Consider the following 15,046-nt stretch of genomic DNA (forward strand, 5'->3'; position numbering starts at 1 on the left):
GCCGGCCGTCGCGTGGAGCGCCGCCGCGACGCGACCCCCGGTCGTCGGCCCTCTCCCCCGGCCGCTCGCGCGCACCCGTCAGGACGCCGGATCCCGGCGGGTGCGCTGCTGGTGGCGGCGGGCCTTCAGGCGGTTGCCGCAGGTTTTCATCGAGCACCAGCGGGCGGTGCCGGCCCGGCTGCGGTCGAGGAGGAAGAGGCGGCACTCGTCGTTGCCGCAGGGGCGCAGCCGGCCGGGCCTGCGTTCGAGGACGTCGTACCAGGCGAGCACCAGCTCCACCGCGAGCGTGCGCTCGGGTGGCACGTGGAGGCGCCACCGCAGGCCCGACGCGTCGGCCTCCGGCAGCCGGCGGGCGCCGGCGAGTATCCGCTGTAGCTCCGCCTCGGGCACGGGGCCGCGCGTGGCGGCCTGGAGGACGTCCCTCGCCGTGCGCAGCCACTCGATCGCCGGCGCGTCCCCCGGGCCGCCGTGCTCCTGCGCCCACCGCCGCGGCTCGGCGTCGCCGGCCCACAGGTCCTGTGGCCGGCCGTCCACCACCGGGGTGCTGTTCAGCGCCTCGAGCAGCGCCCGCTCGTCGATCACGATCCGGCCTCCCCTTCCAACCCTTCTAACCCCATGAACCGACTTGACAGGTTACCCGGATTCGGGTCCACTATGGGCGCACATAACCACCACAGCGGACTTGGAGGGTTAGTCATGGTGGACATCCGCCATCAGTACGCCACGGTGCACGGGCACCGCGTCTTCTACCGGGAGGCCGGGCCCCGCGACGCGCCGGCCCTCGTGCTCCTGCACGGATTCCCCACCGGCTCGCGCATGTTCCGCCGGCTGATCCCCGAGCTCGCCGACCGCTTCCGCGTCATCGCCCCCGACCACCTCGGCTTCGGCCACTCCGACGCCCCGCCCGCCGGCACGTTCCCCTACACCTTCGACGCGCTCACCGACATCACCGAGGCGCTCCTGGCCGACCTCGGTGTCACGAGCTACGCCATCTACGTCCAGGACTACGGCGCGCCCATCGGGTGGCGGCTCGCGCTGCGCGACCCCACGGCGCTCACCGCGGTGATCACCCAGAACGGCAACGCCTACGAGGAGGGCTTCGTCCCTGAGTTCTGGGCGCCCGTGTGGGCCTACGCCCAGGACCCGGGGCCCAAGACGGAGCCGGCGGTCCGCACCGCCCTCGGCCTCGACGCGATCCGCTGGCAGTACCTCCACGGGGTGGACCGCCCCGAACTGGTCGACCCCGACACCTGGACGGCCGACCACCGCGACATCAGCCGACCCGGCAACGACCTCGTGCAGCTCGCCCTCTTCCGCGACTACGCCACCAACCCGCCCCTCTACCCGCGGGTGCACGCCTACTTCCGGCAGAGCCGCGTCCCGCTTTTGGCCGTCTGGGGAGCCGAGGACCGCATCTTCGGCCCCGACGGCGCACGCGCCTTCGCACGGGACCTTCCCGACGCCGAGATCCACCTGGTGCCCGGGGGCGGCCACTTCCTGCTCGAAAGCCACCTGGAGCGCACGGCCGGCCACATCCGGGACTTCCTGGCCCGCACCTTCCCGTCGGCCTGAGGCCGAGGTCGCGCAGCGCAGGCCGAGCCGGCGGCCGGACGGCCGGTCGCCGGACGCGCACCACCGCGCCCCGACGTCTCCCCTGTACGGTGCCGCTTGCGTGCGGCCCGGGTCACCGTGCCCTGGCCCCACCGCATCGCACGGCTCAACGAAAAGGGCCACCACCGCGGTGGCCGGAAAGGTCGAGACGTTGGTCAAAATCGCGCTGGTCTGCGGCGACGGACTCCCCGTCAGCGGTCTCCTCACCGTCTTCCGCAACGTCGTGACGCGCTTTCACGGCGAGCCGTCCCCGGACGACCCCATCCCGGCCGACCTCGGCTACTCCTGGCGTCCCGACAAGCCGGCCTTCTTCCCCGACGGCACCGAACCCGACCGCTACCCCTCGTGGCTCGACGTGAGCCGGGCCCTTCCCTGCACGGGACCGGACGTGGCCGATGACCTCCTCGACATCCGCCGCCTGGTGGCCCGGGCCGACGAACTCGGCCCCGGCGACAAGGCCCGCCTCCACCGGCGCATCGAGACCCTGGCCGCCCCCTACGAGACGTACTTCTCCGAATGGCTCGACGAGCACGGCGCGGACTGGGTGGTGGCCGTCAACATGACCCTCTCCGACGCCGTTCCGGTGACCCTCGCCCTGCACCGGGCAGCGGCGCGGCGCTGGGACGGCGGACGGCCCGGCGGCGTCCTGTTCTGGGACCACGACCTGTTCGGCAGCTGCGCCGTGCACGAGGACGGCGAACGGCTCTACCCCCCGGCCCCCAACGAGTTCACCCCGCTGCCGGGCGGCCACCGTGCCCACCGCTGGGCGGTGGTGTCGGAGGCGCTCCACGCCGAGGCGTGCGGCTACCCCACCCCTCTGGAACCCGTCACGGTCCCCAACGTGCTGCCCGAAACTCCCCCGGAGGGCATGGAGGACCGGCACGAGGAGTTCCTCCACCAGATCGGCGCCGCGCCAGGGCAGCCCCTGCTGCTGGTCCCCGTCCGCGTCTTCCGGGTCAAGGGGGTGGAGATCTCGGTGCGGCTCTTCTCCCGCATGCGGGAGGTCAGCAGGGAACGGGGACTGCCGGAGCCACTCCTGCTGGTCTTCGGCGACCTCGGCGAGGACCCCGACTACACCAAGGAGGTCCTGGACGCGGCCCTGGACGAAGGGGTGCTGGACCAGGTGCGGTTCCTGAACGGGGTACCGCTCCAGAGCCACCGGGGGGCGGACGGCCTCTGGCACCTCGACGAGATCGACCTCCTGCGCGTGGGCGCCGCCACCGGCGGAGGGGTGCTCTTCGCCCCCAACCGCCCCGATGTGGAGACCGTGGGCCTGGGCCCCGCACTCGCCACCGTCGCCGGCATCCCCAGCGCGGTCGGCGACTTCAACGCCTTCGGCGACATCTACGGCGACACGTTCCTGTGCGCCCGCCTGCCCGAGAACGGCGACCTGCGGGCCACGGCCACGGAAATGCTCGACCTCATGCGCGCGCGGGCCGACGGCGACCCATGGTTCACCGAGGGCATGCGGCGCAACCGGCGCAGGATCGACTCCCACTTCCCCGCTGAACCGTGGCGAAGCCTCTGGGCCGAGCTGGCCGGCGGGTGATCGCTGTTCACCTATACCGCTCCGCGGTCCGCCCGCCTACCATCGAGGTGCCGGTGATCCCGTGAAGCCCGTGAGGCCCTACGCAAAGGGCCCCGCTGCTCCGCATACGAGGAGGGCCCGTGATCGTCCCCTTCAGCGTCTCCGACTTCATCGACCGGGCCGTTCAGGTCTACGGCGACCGCACAGGCGTCATCGACGAGCCCGGCCAGCCGGCGCCCTCACTCGGGGAGCCGACCTACCGGGAGCTCGGCGCGCTGGCCCGCAGGCAGGCGGCCTTCCTCGACGGGATGGGGGTGGGGTTCGGCGACCGGGTCGCGATCGTCAGCCACAACAGCGCGCGCCTGCTGACATCGTTCTTCGGGGTGTCGGGGTTCGGGCGCGTGCTGGTGCCGGTGAACTTCCGACTGCGGGCCGAGGAGGTCCGCTACATCGTGGAGCACTCCGGCGCCCGGGTGCTCTACGTCGACCCCGAGCTCGACGACGCGCTGCGCGACGTGACCGCCGAGCACCGGTTCGTGCTGGGCGACGACGCCGACCTCTTCGCACCCGAGGGCACCGAGCCGCGGCCCTGGCGGCACGACGAGAACGCCACCGCGACCATCAACTACACGTCGGGGACCACCGCACGCCCCAAAGGGGTCCAGATCACCCACCGCAACATCTGGACCAACGCGGTGACCTTCGCCCTGCACGTCGGCGTCACCGACCGCGACGTCTACCTGCACACCCTCCCCCAGTTCCACGCCAACGGCTGGGGCATGCCCTTCGCCATGACCGGCCTGGGCGTGCCGCACGTGATGCTGCGCAAGGTCGACGGCGCGGAGATCCTGCGACGCGTGCAGGCCCACGGCGTCACGGTGATGTGCGCGGCGCCGGCCGTGGTGGCCGCCGTTCTGGAGGCCGCGCGGACGTGGGAAGGCGAGATCCCCGGCCGCGACCGGGTGCGGATCATCGTCGCCGGCGCGCCGCCGCCCACCCGGACCGTCCTGCGGGTGCAGGAGGAGCTGGGCTGGGAGTTCATCCAGATCTACGGGCTCACCGAGACCTCGCCGCTGCTGACCGTCAACCGCGCCCGCGCCGAATGGGACGCGCTGGCGCCCGAGGACCGCGCCGCCAAGCTGGTGCGCGCCGGCGCCCCCGCGATCGGCGTGACGCTGAAGACCGAGGCAGCGACGGAGGATGGGCACCACGGGACGGGGGAAGTGCTGGCGCGCTCCAACGTGGTCCTGGAGGGCTACTGGGACCGGCCCGACGAGAGCGCCGCGGCGCTGCGGGACGGGTGGTTCCACACCGGCGACGGCGGCGAGATCGGCGACGACGGCTACCTCACGATCAGCGACCGCAAGAAGGACGTGATCATCACCGGAGGGGAGAACGTCTCCTCGATCGAGGTCGAGGACGTGCTCTTCTCCCACCCCGCCGTCGCCGAGGTCGCCGTCATCGGCGTCCCCGACGACAAGTGGGGCGAGACCATCAAGGCCCTCGTCGTCCTCGCGCCCGGCCAGGAGGCCACCGAGGCGGGCCTCATCCGGTGGTGCAAGGACAGAGCCGCCGGATACAAGGCGCCGACGTCGGTGGAGTTCCGCGACGAGCTGGCCCGGACCGCGACCGGCAAGTTGCAGAAGTTCAAGCTGCGCGCGCCCTACTGGGAGGGGCGCGAACGCCAGGTCAACTGATCCGCGCCCCCACAACGGGCCGGTCAGGCCGGAGCGGGCGACCATCGCCCCCGGAGGACAACGGACCCGGCGGACGGCCCCTCATCGAGCGGCGCAGGGGTCACGCGCAGCCGTCGTCGAGCTCGCAGATGTCCGCCGGGTCGGTGGAGACCTTGATGTCGTCGTACCAGATGTAGCTGTCGTTGCGGGGGGCGAACTCCGTGGTGGCGCCGCCGGCGAAGCTGTCGAAGTAGGCCGTGTCCACCTGGTCGTCGTTGGTGACGAAGCGCAGGCCGGTCACCTCGGCGGCGGACCGACCGTTGTAGAACACCTCGATCTCGCCGTCGTGGTTCGCCTGCCCGCCGGTGACGGTGTTGACCTTGACCCGCTGCACGACGTTCACCCATTCGCCCTTGGGCCAGTGGATGACGGAGCCGTTCTCCTCCAGCGACACGTGGTCGCCGTAGGTGTCCTGCTTGTCCATGTGGTAGTAGTACAGCGCCGCCTCGCCGTCGGCGCGCCGCCAGATGAAGCGGGAGCTGAAGCCGTTGGTGCCGTCGCAGGTCTGACCGCCGGAACACCAGTCGCCGCCTGCCAGGCCGATGCCGACCTTGCCGGCGTACTCGCTGGTCCCCCAGCTGAAGTCCTCGTCGAACCTGATCCACATGGACACGTAGTACTCCGGCGCCGCCTCCAGCGCGAAAGGCGCCTGCGCCCCCGATTCCTCGGGCCCGACCTTGCCCTCCGGGTAGAGCACCCGCAGGGACTGGTCGCCGCTGTGCGCCGGGGTGGAGGCGTCGACCTGGGTCCGCTCGTCCATGCCGACGGACCAGGGCGCGGTCCAGCCGTCCTCGTCCCACTCGGTGAGCGGGTACGGGCCGCCGGCGGCGGGTCTCTCGAACGCGTTCTCCTTGTACCCCGCTGCCTCGGCCTGCGCCGCATCCGCCACGGTGTGCGCCGCCTGACCGGCGGGCTCTGCGGCGAACTGCGGGTACAGCGCGACGGGTGTGAGCAGCGTGGCGACGCCCGCGGCGCCGAGGAGCAGGGTCGTGGCCTTCATGGTCGGTTCCTCGCTTCACGATCGGGGGGCTCGGGGGGTCAGGCCGGCCGGCGCGACAGGGCACCGGCGAAGCCGCCGCCGACATGGTAGAAGGAGAAGCCGGCGTCGTCGTATCCGTCCAGGCCCGGAGCGCGCGAGATGCCTGCGCGAGCCCGGAAGCGCCCCCGTCCGTGGGGTCCGCGGGCCGCCTACCGGCGGGGCTTGGCCTTGTGTGCGTGGCGGGCGGCCTTGACCGTCTCGGCGAGGAAGCGGTTCTTGAGACAGGCCAGCCGGGTGGCGAGGTCCCCGCCGACCACCTGGGCCCGCCCGGCCTGCATCGCGTCGAAGCCTTGCCGGGCGACCCGGACGCGGCTGTTCTTCTTCATGCCGGGGCCGAAGGCGGTGTCGTCCATGCCGGCCCGGGAGTGGAAGGCGCTGTCGGTGGCGCCGGGCATCAGGGCGGTGACGCTGACGCCGTGCTCCTTGAGTTCCTCGCGCAGCCCGACGGCGAACATCCGGGTCAGCTTCTCGGCCTTGAAGGACCGAGCTTGTCACCCGATCATCTAAGGCGTTGATTGCAAGTGGAGCGCGACCGGCTGCCGCGTGATCCCCTGCGTCCGGTAGGGCTAAACCGTACTGGGGCGGCTGACCGCGCCCCGCTGCCACACAGCACCGCCCCGGTGGGCGATGTTGCAGGAGCCGTTGATGTCCGCATGCAGCACCACCCCGCAGGAGCGGCATGCGAACCGTGCTTGCGACACGCGATTGGCCCGGTGGGTGTGCCGACACTCGCAGCACCGGCGGGAGGTATTGCGCGGGTCCACGAACACCACGGGCACGCCCGCCCGCCGCGCCTTGTACTCGACAAAAGCGCCGAGCTGGGCGAAACCCCACGAGTGCAGCCGGGACCGCTGGTCTTTCCTGGCCGTGACCCTCTGCCGGATACCGCCCAGGTCTTCCAGGGCGATGCCACGGGAGGTGCGTTCAGCGGTGCCGACGATGTTCTTGGCGATGATGTGGTTGCGCTGGGCCGCGTACCAGGACTCCCGGCGGCGGATGCGCTTGAGGGCGCGCTTGGCGCTCTTGGTGCGCTTATTCTGAAGCTTCTTCCGCAGGGTGAGCATGCGCCGCCGGTAGCGGTTGACCCGCCGCCCGGACATGATCCGCCCGTCGGAGGTGGTCGCGATGTTGACGATGCCCAGGTCCACACCGAGGAACCCGTCCGGTTCATAGGGCTCGGGTTCGGGCAGGTCGACGGTGGCGGCCAGGAAGAACATCCCGTCGCGCATCATCAGGTCCGACTCGCCCTTGCGAGAGGCCAGCAGCTTCAACGCCTCGGGCGAGCCCACGAACGGAATGCCCTTGATACGCCCGGCCACGGTCCAGATGGACACCGTCCGGACGTCGAGATTCCAGGTGAGAATCCGGTCGTCGTAGGGCTGGGCCGCATCCTCACGGAACACGACCGGTGTGGCTTGCGCCTTCGTGCGGCGCTTCGAGCCCTCGGGGCCGAGGTTGCCCGCCTTGATGTTCGCTTTCAGCGTCGTGTAGGCGTCGACCACCTTCTTGATGGTGCGCACCGCCGGTTGCGCGGCGAGAGCGAAGGCGGACTTGGTGTCGTGGTACACGGCCTGCTGCAACTCGTTGCGCCGGAACAGGCCCCGGGCGTGCGCGGTCGCAGATACCCACGTCGCGGCCCGGTTGCAGGCACGCAGGGTCGCCGCCAGCGCGTCCGCGTCATGGCCGGACGCAGGCATCAGCTTCACCTGCGCAACAAGCTTCACGCAGAGCACTCTAGTACGGTCGATCACCAGAAGTGACCTTGTCTTCACAATACGACGAAGCGGACTCCGCCGCTGCGCGGCCCCGCTCCGGGAAAGCCATTCTTCCCAGGGCTGAAGCCCCGGGCTTCCTGGCTAGAAAGAGGTGAAGACCTGGTCCATCACCGGCTGCTCGACCGGGTTCGGCCGCCATCTCGCCGCCGCCGTGCTCGCCCGGGGCGACCGGGCCGTGATCACCGCCCGCGACACCGGCCAGGTCCGCGACCTGGCCGCCGGGGCCGGCGAGCGCGCCCTGGCCCTGGAGCTGGACGTGACCCGCCCCGAGCAGGTCCGCGCCGCCGTCACCGAGGCCTCCGACTGCTTCGGCGGCATCGACGTGCTCGTCAACAACGCCGGGATCGGCTACTTCGCCGCGGTGGAGGAGAGCACCGACGACGAGATCCGCCGCATGTTCGAGATCAACGTCTTCGGCCTGTCCGACCTGACCCGGGCGGTGCTGCCCGGCATGCGCCGGCGCCGTAGCGGCACGATCGTCAACTTCTCCTCCATCGGCGGGCTGCGCTCCTTCCCCGCCGTGGGCTACTACAACGCCACCAAGTTCGCCGTCGAGGGCCTGTCGGAGGCGCTGTGGTACGAGGTGGAGCCGCTGGGCATCAAGGTGGTGCTCGTCGAGCCGGGCCCCTTCCGCACCGACTGGGCGGGACGCTCGGCCGGCGAGACCCTGCCCGGGAATGAGATCGCCGACTACGCCGCCACCGCCGGCGCCGCCTGCGCGGACTTCCGGGCCAACACCGGCCGCGAGCCCGGCGATCCGGCCCGCGCGGCCCAGGCCATCATCACCGCGGTCGGGGCGCAGCAGCCCCCGCACCGGTTGCTGCTGGGCGGCCCCGCCTACGACATGGCCATCGACAAGCTGGACCGGCTCCGCGCCGAGTTCACGGCGTGGGAGGAACTGTCCCGCAGCGCCGACTTCCCCGAGGTCGGCTGAGAGATCACCACCGGCCCTGAGCGTCATCCGGCCACGGCAGAGGGCCGCCACCCGTCCGGGTGGCGGCCCTGTGCGGAGCCCGCTGTGCGGACGGCTCTTTACCGCTGTTCGACGACCTCGAACTCGAGGGTGTCGGTGAACTCGCGGCCGTAGGGGTCGGTCGCGGTGACCTCGGCGGTGTGGGTGCCGGTGTCGAGGTCACCGGGCAGGTCGAACCGCCACAGGTGCATCGTCCGGTCGGCGAGGCTGCCGCCGTGGACCAGCTGCTGGGAGACCGCGTAGGGGTCGGAGTACTCGGCGCCGACGTTGGGCGCCTCGCCCGTCATCTGCTGGGTGCGCTCGGCTTCCTCGGCCGGCGCGCCGTCGATGCCGACCTCGACCGTCGAGCCCGTGGAGCCGAAGAAGAAGTTGGTCGTCAGCCAGCTCCCACCCGACAGGTCCTCCTGGTCGACCACCAGGGGGTCCTCCAGCTCGGGCGCATCAGCGCTGGGAGCGTCGCTCCATTCCGCGAACCACTCGCGGTAGGTCGGGCTGTTGATGCCCAGCTGCGTCTGCACCTCGTCGGCCTCGCCGGTGACGGTGTAGCGCTCCTGGAACTCGCTGCCCTCGATGTCCAGCGTGACCACGCCGGGGCGTCCGCCGTCGCGGCCGATCGCCGTCGGGTAGCCGTCCTCGCCGACCTCGCCGGAGTACCAGTCGCCCGAGATCGCGCCCGCGGTGATGTGCGGGAACGGCAGGCCCTCGACCCCGAAGAGGTCGCGCCAGCCCTCGACGTCGTCGCCGGCCTTGAGGTTCTCGATGCTGTGGCTGTGGCCGGAGACCGCCACGGCCTCGCGGCCCTCCAGCAGCTCGTGGATGCGCGCGACCTGGTCGACCTGGTGCACCGGGGAGCCCTGGTCGGCGTAGTTGAGCAGGCTGATGTGGCTGGCCACCACGACGAGCTTGTCCTCGTCGACGTTGTCGAGGTCGCGTTCGAGCCACGTGAGCTGGTCGTCGTCCATGCGCCCGTTGTAGGAGGGGTCGCCCTCGGGGTCGGCGCAGTGCTCGTCGATGCCGTCGGGGCTGTCCTCGGCCGCGGTGCACGGGTAGTCGACGGTGTTCAGCGCCACGACGTGCACGTTGCCGACGTCGTAGGAGTAGTACTCCGGTGCCAGCTGCGCGCGGAAGGTGTCGAAGGAGTGCTCGGCGCTGGGGGCGTCGTAGTCGAGGTCGTGGTTGCCCGGCAGGAGGCGGACGGGGCCGTTGACTTCGCTGAGCAGGTCCTTGATGTCGGGGTAGAGCGACAGGTCGTCGTTGGCGACGTCGCCGACGAACAGTGCGCCGCAGCTGCCGTAGTCGTCGCGCTCGGAGAGGTCGTTGATGGCCCCGGCGCGCGCGTACTCGATCTCCTGGAGGTCGGTGGTCTGGAGGTCGCCGGCGATGACGCAGTTCTGCGCGTCGGCGGCGGTCTCCTCGCTCTCGACGACCGGGAAGTTGACCGCGGAGGGCAGCGGGCCGGTCGGCTCGATGCCCCCGTAGCGCAGTTCGGGGGAGCCCTCGGGCAGGTGGTTGTAGTGGAACTGCGGGATGTTGTACTCGTCCAGCGGCACCTGGTACCCGGACGGCTGGGTGATCGAGACCGTCATGTTGTCGAAGGCGGGCAGCCGGTAGCGGCCCGAGCCGTTGGTCTGCACGACGTCGCGGCCGTTGGTGACCGTGACGCCGGCCAGTCCGCGCTCGCCGCGGCCGCTGGAGCTGTCGCGGTCGTCGTCGACGAACACCCGGCCGGTGATCACCGAGTCGTTCTCGGAGCCCTCGGCGTTCTGGACCACCTCCACCGCGCCGCGGTAGGCGTCGTCGTCACCGCTGTCGTCGGCCTGCTGCGCAGCGGCCGGGGTGGCCGCCAGGGTGAGGGAAGCGGTGACGGCGACGGCGATCGAGGCCGTCAGCGCGGTACGGAAGGGGCGGCGCGTCGGCGGGGTGTCCTCCGTCTGCGCATCTCGTCTGTACATCGTTGACATGCAACGCTCTCCGATAGGTCGGGGGACGAAACCGGCCCGGGGGAGACCGGCGGAGAGCAACGTTTCTTGAGGCGACTGAACAGCGGCCCAGCCGACGGCCAACTGTCGACCATCGCGCGATGACGAATGGCGAACGGAACGGTTCCCGCCGCAGGCAGCCGTGCTAGCGGCCCGCCGGCGGGAACGGGTGCCGACAGCGGAGCGAGGCGCGGCGCGCCGGTGCCCCGCGGCACAGAGTGTCCGCGGGGCACACGACCCTGGCCGGCGGGTCAGGCCGCCGGGTCGCGGTTGTAGAGCCTCCTGGCCCAGAGGTAGGAGACCAGGGCGATGCCGGCGCACCAGGCGACCGCGGCGGTCGCGCTGTCGCCGATCTCGGTGCCCATCAGCAGCCCGCGCAGGGTCTCGGTGATGGGGGTGAAGGGCTGGTACTCGGCGAACCAGCGCAGCCCGGCCGGCAGGGTCTCGGTGGGGACGAACCCGCTGCCCAGGAAGGGCAGGAAGACCAGCGGCATGGGCAGGTTGCTCGCTGTTTCCACGGTGGTGGAGACCAGGCCCAGCGCCACCGACAGCCATGTCAGGGCGAAGGAGACCAGCGCCATCAGGCCCACGATCGCCGGCCACTCGGCCGGGCCCGCGCCGGGCCGGAACCCGATCAGCAGCGCCACCGCGGTGACCAGGGCGACGCTCACCATCGCCTGGACCAGGCTGCCCACGACGTGGCCGGTCAGGACCGACACCCGGGCGATGTCCATGGTGCGGAACCGGGCGACGATGCCCTCGGTCATGTCCATGGCCACCGAGATGGCCGTCCCCTGGGCCGCGCTGGCCACCGCGATCAGCATGATCCCGGGGGCGACGTAGTCGAGGTAGGCGGCGCGGCCGGCTGCGGCGCCGTTCGCCCCGAAGTCCATGGCGCCGCCGAAGACGTAGACGAACAGCAGCAGGAAGAAGATCGGCATCCCGGCCAGGAGCAGGGTCATGGACGGGTAGCGCACCATGTGCCGCAGCTGGCGGGCCACCATCGTGGCCGAGTCGCCGACGGCGTGGGTGAGGGTGGTCATCGGGTCGCCTTCCGTGCGTGGTCGTCCGCGCCGGCCTGGCCGGTGAGCGCGAGAAAGACGTCGTCGAGGGCCGGGGTGTGCACCGACAGCTCCTCGGGGGTGATCGACGCGGTGTCGAGGCGGTCCAGGAGGTCGCGCAGTGAGGCGACCCCTCCCCCGCCGGGCACCTTGAGCGCGAGCGTGTCGGGGTCGGCCTCGCCGCCCAGCGCCCGGGCCGCCGTGGACAGCGCATCGGCCTCGGTGAAGCGCAGCAGGACGTGGCCGCCGGGGATGCGGCGCTTGAGCTCGGCGGCGGTGCCCTCGGCCACGATCGCGCCGTGGTCCAGGACCGCGATCCGGTCGGCGAGCCGGTCGGCCTCCTCCAGGTACTGCGTGGTGAGGAAGACGGTGACGCCGTCGGCCACGAGGTCGCGGATGATCTGCCACATGTCCCGGCGGCTGCGCGGGTCCAGGCCGGTGGTGGGTTCGTCCAGGAAGATCAGCCGCGGCTCGCCCACCAAGGTCATCGCCAGGTCGAGGCGGCGGCGCATGCCCCCGGAGTAGGTGGCGGCGGGCTTGCCCGCCGCGTCGGCCAGGTCGAAGCGCTCCAGCAGATCGGTGGCGCGGCGGCGGGCGGCGGCACCGCCGAGGCGGTGCAGCTTCGCCATGAGCATCAGGTTCTCGCGCCCGGTGAGCAGGCCGTCGACCGCGGAGTACTGGCCGGTGACGCCGATCGCGGCGCGCACCGCGTCGGGCTCGGCGGCCAGGTCGTGGCCGAGGACCCGCGCCCGGCCGGCGTCGGCGCGGATCAGGGTGGAGAGGATCTTGACGATGGTGGTCTTGCCGGCGCCGTTGGGGCCCAGCAGCGAGAAGATCGTTCCCGCGGTGATGTCCAGGTCGACGCCGTCCAGCACGACGTGGTCCCCGTAGGACTTGCGCAGCCCCGTGACCGTGACGGCCGTGCGGGGGGTGTTCCGGGTCATGTCCGTATCTCTTCTCTGGCCGGGGGCCGTGGCTAGGACCGGTGGACGGTGATGTCGCCGTGGACGGTGCGGGCGCGGACCCGCACGGTCTCCTCGGCGGGGCCGGGGTCGTCGGCGGCCTCCAGGGAGCTGCGCACGACGCCCTTCGTGGAGACCGCGTCCAGCCAGGCGGCGGTGCCCGCGCGGACGCCGATCTCCAGTTCGCCGTAGGAGGTCTCCACGTCGATGCCGCCGGTGACCACCTGGCCGAGCCGGATGGCGCCGTAGCTGTTGCGGGCGGTGACGGAGGCCGGGGTGCGGTCGACGGAGATGTCGCCGTGCGCGGAGTTGGCCTGGAGCTCGCCGGTCACCGTGCCGAGGGTGATGGCGCCGGTGGTGGACTTGACCACGGCGGAGCCGTCGATCTCCCCCGCCCGGATCCAGCCGTGCGCCGTGGTGAGCTCGGCGTTTCCGGCGATGCGGTCGACGGCGATGTGGCCGCTGGAGCAGGCGATCTCCGAGGCTCCCAGGGGCCCCTCGCAGCGGAAGCCGCCGTGGTCGCCCTTGGCGTGGACGCGTGATCCCGCGGGCAGCTCGACGGTGATGTCGACCATGCCCTTGCGGAGCATGCGGCTCAGGACCGAGGACTGGGCGTCGCTGACCTGGAGACGGCCGCCGGCGAAGTCGACCTCGATCTGCTCGGCGGCGCGCACGTCGCTGTCCTTGGCGGCGTCGCGGGGGCGGACCTCGACGGTGGTCTCGGTGTGATCGCCCGCGTTGATCTGGACGGTGCCGGCGATCAGGGTGATGTCGGCGGTGATGGGCTCGGGGGTGGCGAAAGTTGGCATGGCTGTCTCCCTGACATGGCGCTGGTGGTCGTCTCCGCTGGTGGGAGACGTGGTGATGGTGGTGGAGGTAGAGGTGGGGCGGTGGTGGAGGCGGGACGGCGGGGCCGGGTCAGCGCACCCAGCCGGTGTAGCCGCGGTCGACCTGGCGCGGCCTGGTGTCGGGGCGGCGCCTGCCGCTGTCGAGCGACGCGGCGACGGCGCGCACGAGCCAGGCGTTGACCGACAGCCCCTCGTTGCGGGCGGCCTCCTCGACGCGCGGCTTGAGGCGGTCGGGCATGCGCAGGGTGATCCGCGATGTGCCGCCGTCGTCGGCCTCGGGCCGGAGGTCGGCGTCGCCCGGGTGGGGCTGTGACGTCGCGATGCCGTCGTCGTCGACGTCACCGAAGGACGGTGACGTCACGATGAAGTCGGTCTGGCGTCCGCGCAGCCGCACCTCGACCGATCCGGGGGCGAGGTCCCTGGTGATCTCGTCCGCGGCATCGGAGAGGGCGTCCAGCAGGGTCAGCCGGGCGGCGGGTTCGAGAGCGGCACTGAGGCGCTCGGCGATGGCCCGCGCTTCCTCGTTCCCGGCTTCGGCGGCCACCAGGAGCTGGCGGCGGAGTTCGTCGACGTACGGCATCAAATCCATGACGTCATCATGGCGTCATAGGTGATGTCATGTCAAGTCCCCGGTTACGGCAGCGCCGGGTGCACAGCCCCCTTGCCGGGTAGAACCCCCTCGCAGCGCCGACACTCCCCCGCACACAGGAGCCCCCAATGGTGGAACCCGTCGTCCTCCCCCACACGCTCCACGGCACCGGCCCGCACGGTGTCCTCGCCCTGCACGGCTGGTTCGGCGACCGCACGAGCTACGCCCCGCTGCTGGCCCACGCCGACGGCGGGCGCTTCACCTTCGCCGCCCAGGACCAGCGCGGCTACGGCGACGCGCAAGGGGTCGAGGGCGAATACACGACCGCCGAGGTCGCGGCCGACGCCCTGGCCCTGGCCGACCACCTGGGCTGGGAGACCTTCTCCGTCGTCGGCCACTCCATGGGCGGCAAGGCCGCCCAGAACCTCCTCGCCCTCGCGCCCGAACGGGTCCGCGCCATGGTCGGGATCTCCCCCGTGCCCGCCTCCGGAGCGGGCTTCGACCCCGACGCCTGGGACCTCTTCCGCGCAGCGGTGCACGACCCGGCCGCGCGGCGCGCCATCATCAACCTCACCACCGGCGACCGGCTCTCCGCGGTCTGGCTGGAATCCATGGTCGCCAAATCGCTGGCCTGCTCGACCGCGCCCGCGTTCGCCGCCTACCTCGAAGACTGGGCGGGCCTGGACTTCCACCGGACCGTCACGGGCAGCCCGGTACCCGCACTCGCCGTCGCCGGCGCGCACGACCCCGCACTGTCGGCCGATGTCATGCGCGCCACCTGGCTGGAGTGGTTCCCCAACGCCCGGCTGCACGTCATCCAGGACGCCGGGCACTACGCCATGGACGAGACGCCACTGCCGCTGCTGGCCGTCGTGGAGGACTTCCTGGCCTCGACCGGCACCGCCGCCTGACGGGATCCACCGCGCCGGCACGAGGGCTGTGCAC

At 71.8% G+C, this 15,046-nt stretch carries 14 protein-coding genes; 5 read left to right on the forward strand and 9 right to left on the reverse strand.

Translation table 11 applies throughout. From position 1 onward, the window contains the following. Positions 1-78: 78 nt before the first annotated feature. Positions 79-582 (reverse strand): CGNR zinc finger domain-containing protein, encoded by a 504-nt coding sequence (locus ACFOVU_RS09540; protein ID WP_378531960.1) that lies wholly within the window; start codon positions 580-582, stop codon positions 79-81. A gap of 114 nt (positions 583-696) precedes the next feature. On the opposite strand from ACFOVU_RS09540, the gene ACFOVU_RS09545 reads away from it, so the two are divergent. The 3 genes from ACFOVU_RS09545 (at position 697) to ACFOVU_RS09555 (ending at position 4,836) form a co-directional block, all read left to right on the forward strand. Further along, positions 697-1,572, forward strand: a complete 876-nt coding sequence (locus ACFOVU_RS09545) for an alpha/beta fold hydrolase (RefSeq protein WP_378531962.1) — start codon at positions 697-699, stop codon at positions 1,570-1,572. 190 nt (positions 1,573-1,762) lie between these two features. Continuing rightward, positions 1,763-3,160 (forward strand): hypothetical protein, encoded by a 1,398-nt coding sequence (locus ACFOVU_RS09550; protein ID WP_378531963.1) that lies wholly within the window; start codon positions 1,763-1,765, stop codon positions 3,158-3,160. A 119-nt stretch (positions 3,161-3,279) separates the two neighbouring features. Beyond that, positions 3,280-4,836, forward strand: coding sequence for an AMP-binding protein (locus tag ACFOVU_RS09555; RefSeq protein WP_378531964.1), 1,557 nt, complete (start codon positions 3,280-3,282; stop codon positions 4,834-4,836). Between the two features lie 100 nt (positions 4,837-4,936). Here the strand turns inward: ACFOVU_RS09555 and ACFOVU_RS09560 are convergent, their stop codons facing one another. The 3 genes from ACFOVU_RS09560 to ACFOVU_RS09570 form a co-directional block, all read right to left on the reverse strand. Beyond that, complete coding sequence (locus ACFOVU_RS09560; protein ID WP_378531965.1) at positions 4,937-5,875, reverse strand: polysaccharide lyase; 939 nt, start codon at positions 5,873-5,875, stop codon at positions 4,937-4,939. Positions 5,876-6,063: 188 nt separating this feature from the next. Beyond that, complete coding sequence (locus ACFOVU_RS09565; protein ID WP_378531966.1) at positions 6,064-6,369, reverse strand: hypothetical protein; 306 nt, start codon at positions 6,367-6,369, stop codon at positions 6,064-6,066. Between the two features lie 111 nt (positions 6,370-6,480). After that, positions 6,481-7,638 (reverse strand): RNA-guided endonuclease InsQ/TnpB family protein, encoded by a 1,158-nt coding sequence (locus tag ACFOVU_RS09570; protein WP_378531967.1) that lies wholly within the window; start codon positions 7,636-7,638, stop codon positions 6,481-6,483. A gap of 142 nt (positions 7,639-7,780) precedes the next feature. On the opposite strand from ACFOVU_RS09570, the gene ACFOVU_RS09575 reads away from it, so the two are divergent. After that, positions 7,781-8,623, forward strand: a complete 843-nt coding sequence (locus ACFOVU_RS09575) for an oxidoreductase (RefSeq protein ID WP_378531968.1) — start codon at positions 7,781-7,783, stop codon at positions 8,621-8,623. Between the two features lie 98 nt (positions 8,624-8,721). On the opposite strand, the gene ACFOVU_RS09580 is transcribed toward ACFOVU_RS09575, so the two are convergent. The 5 genes from ACFOVU_RS09580 to ACFOVU_RS09600 form a co-directional block, all read right to left on the reverse strand. After that, a complete protein-coding gene (locus ACFOVU_RS09580) occupies positions 8,722-10,614 on the reverse strand; it encodes a calcineurin-like phosphoesterase C-terminal domain-containing protein (protein WP_378531970.1) in 1,893 nt (630 codons plus the stop codon). Positions 10,615-10,892: 278 nt separating this feature from the next. Continuing rightward, positions 10,893-11,684 (reverse strand): ABC transporter permease, encoded by a 792-nt coding sequence (locus ACFOVU_RS09585; RefSeq protein ID WP_378531972.1) that lies wholly within the window; start codon positions 11,682-11,684, stop codon positions 10,893-10,895. Next, complete coding sequence (locus ACFOVU_RS09590) at positions 11,681-12,646, reverse strand: ATP-binding cassette domain-containing protein (RefSeq protein ID WP_378531974.1); 966 nt, start codon at positions 12,644-12,646, stop codon at positions 11,681-11,683. Before ACFOVU_RS09590 ends, ACFOVU_RS09585 begins: the two co-directional genes overlap by 4 nt. Before the next feature lie 32 nt (positions 12,647-12,678). Continuing rightward, positions 12,679-13,473: a DUF4097 family beta strand repeat-containing protein gene (locus tag ACFOVU_RS09595; RefSeq protein ID WP_378531976.1), complete on the reverse strand. Its 795-nt coding sequence runs from the start codon at positions 13,471-13,473 to the stop codon at positions 12,679-12,681. Positions 13,474-13,582: 109 nt separating this feature from the next. Continuing rightward, entirely contained in the window at positions 13,583-14,101 is a 519-nt protein-coding gene (locus tag ACFOVU_RS09600; RefSeq protein WP_378531978.1) for a histidine kinase, read from the reverse strand. Between the two features lie 128 nt (positions 14,102-14,229). On the opposite strand from ACFOVU_RS09600, the gene ACFOVU_RS09605 reads away from it, so the two are divergent. Then, complete coding sequence (locus ACFOVU_RS09605) at positions 14,230-15,012, forward strand: alpha/beta fold hydrolase (RefSeq protein ID WP_378531979.1); 783 nt, start codon at positions 14,230-14,232, stop codon at positions 15,010-15,012. Positions 15,013-15,046: the final 34 nt, after the last annotated feature.

Source organism: Nocardiopsis sediminis, from assembly GCF_042650565.1.
GTDB classification, from domain to species: Bacteria; Actinomycetota; Actinomycetes; order Streptosporangiales; family Streptosporangiaceae; genus Nocardiopsis_B; species Nocardiopsis_B sediminis.

Bases quoted from the DNA above. Each gene is read 5' to 3' on its own strand.
- ACFOVU_RS09545 (WP_378531962.1), top strand. From the start codon at position 697: ATGGTGGACATCCGCCATCAGTACGCCACGGTGCACGGGCACCGCGTC.
- ACFOVU_RS09560 (WP_378531965.1), bottom strand. From the start codon at position 5,875: ATGAAGGCCACGACCCTGCTCCTCGGCGCCGCGGGCGTCGCCACGCTG.
- ACFOVU_RS09565 (WP_378531966.1), bottom strand. From the start codon at position 6,369: ATGTTCGCCGTCGGGCTGCGCGAGGAACTCAAGGAGCACGGCGTCAGC.
- ACFOVU_RS09580 (WP_378531970.1), bottom strand. From the start codon at position 10,614: ATGTACAGACGAGATGCGCAGACGGAGGACACCCCGCCGACGCGCCGC.
- ACFOVU_RS09585 (WP_378531972.1), bottom strand. From the start codon at position 11,684: ATGACCACCCTCACCCACGCCGTCGGCGACTCGGCCACGATGGTGGCC.
- ACFOVU_RS09590 (WP_378531974.1), bottom strand. From the start codon at position 12,646: ATGACCCGGAACACCCCCCGCACGGCCGTCACGGTCACGGGGCTGCGC.
- ACFOVU_RS09595 (WP_378531976.1), bottom strand. From the start codon at position 13,473: ATGCCAACTTTCGCCACCCCCGAGCCCATCACCGCCGACATCACCCTG.
- ACFOVU_RS09600 (WP_378531978.1), bottom strand. From the start codon at position 14,101: ATGGATTTGATGCCGTACGTCGACGAACTCCGCCGCCAGCTCCTGGTG.
- ACFOVU_RS09605 (WP_378531979.1), top strand. From the start codon at position 14,230: ATGGTGGAACCCGTCGTCCTCCCCCACACGCTCCACGGCACCGGCCCG.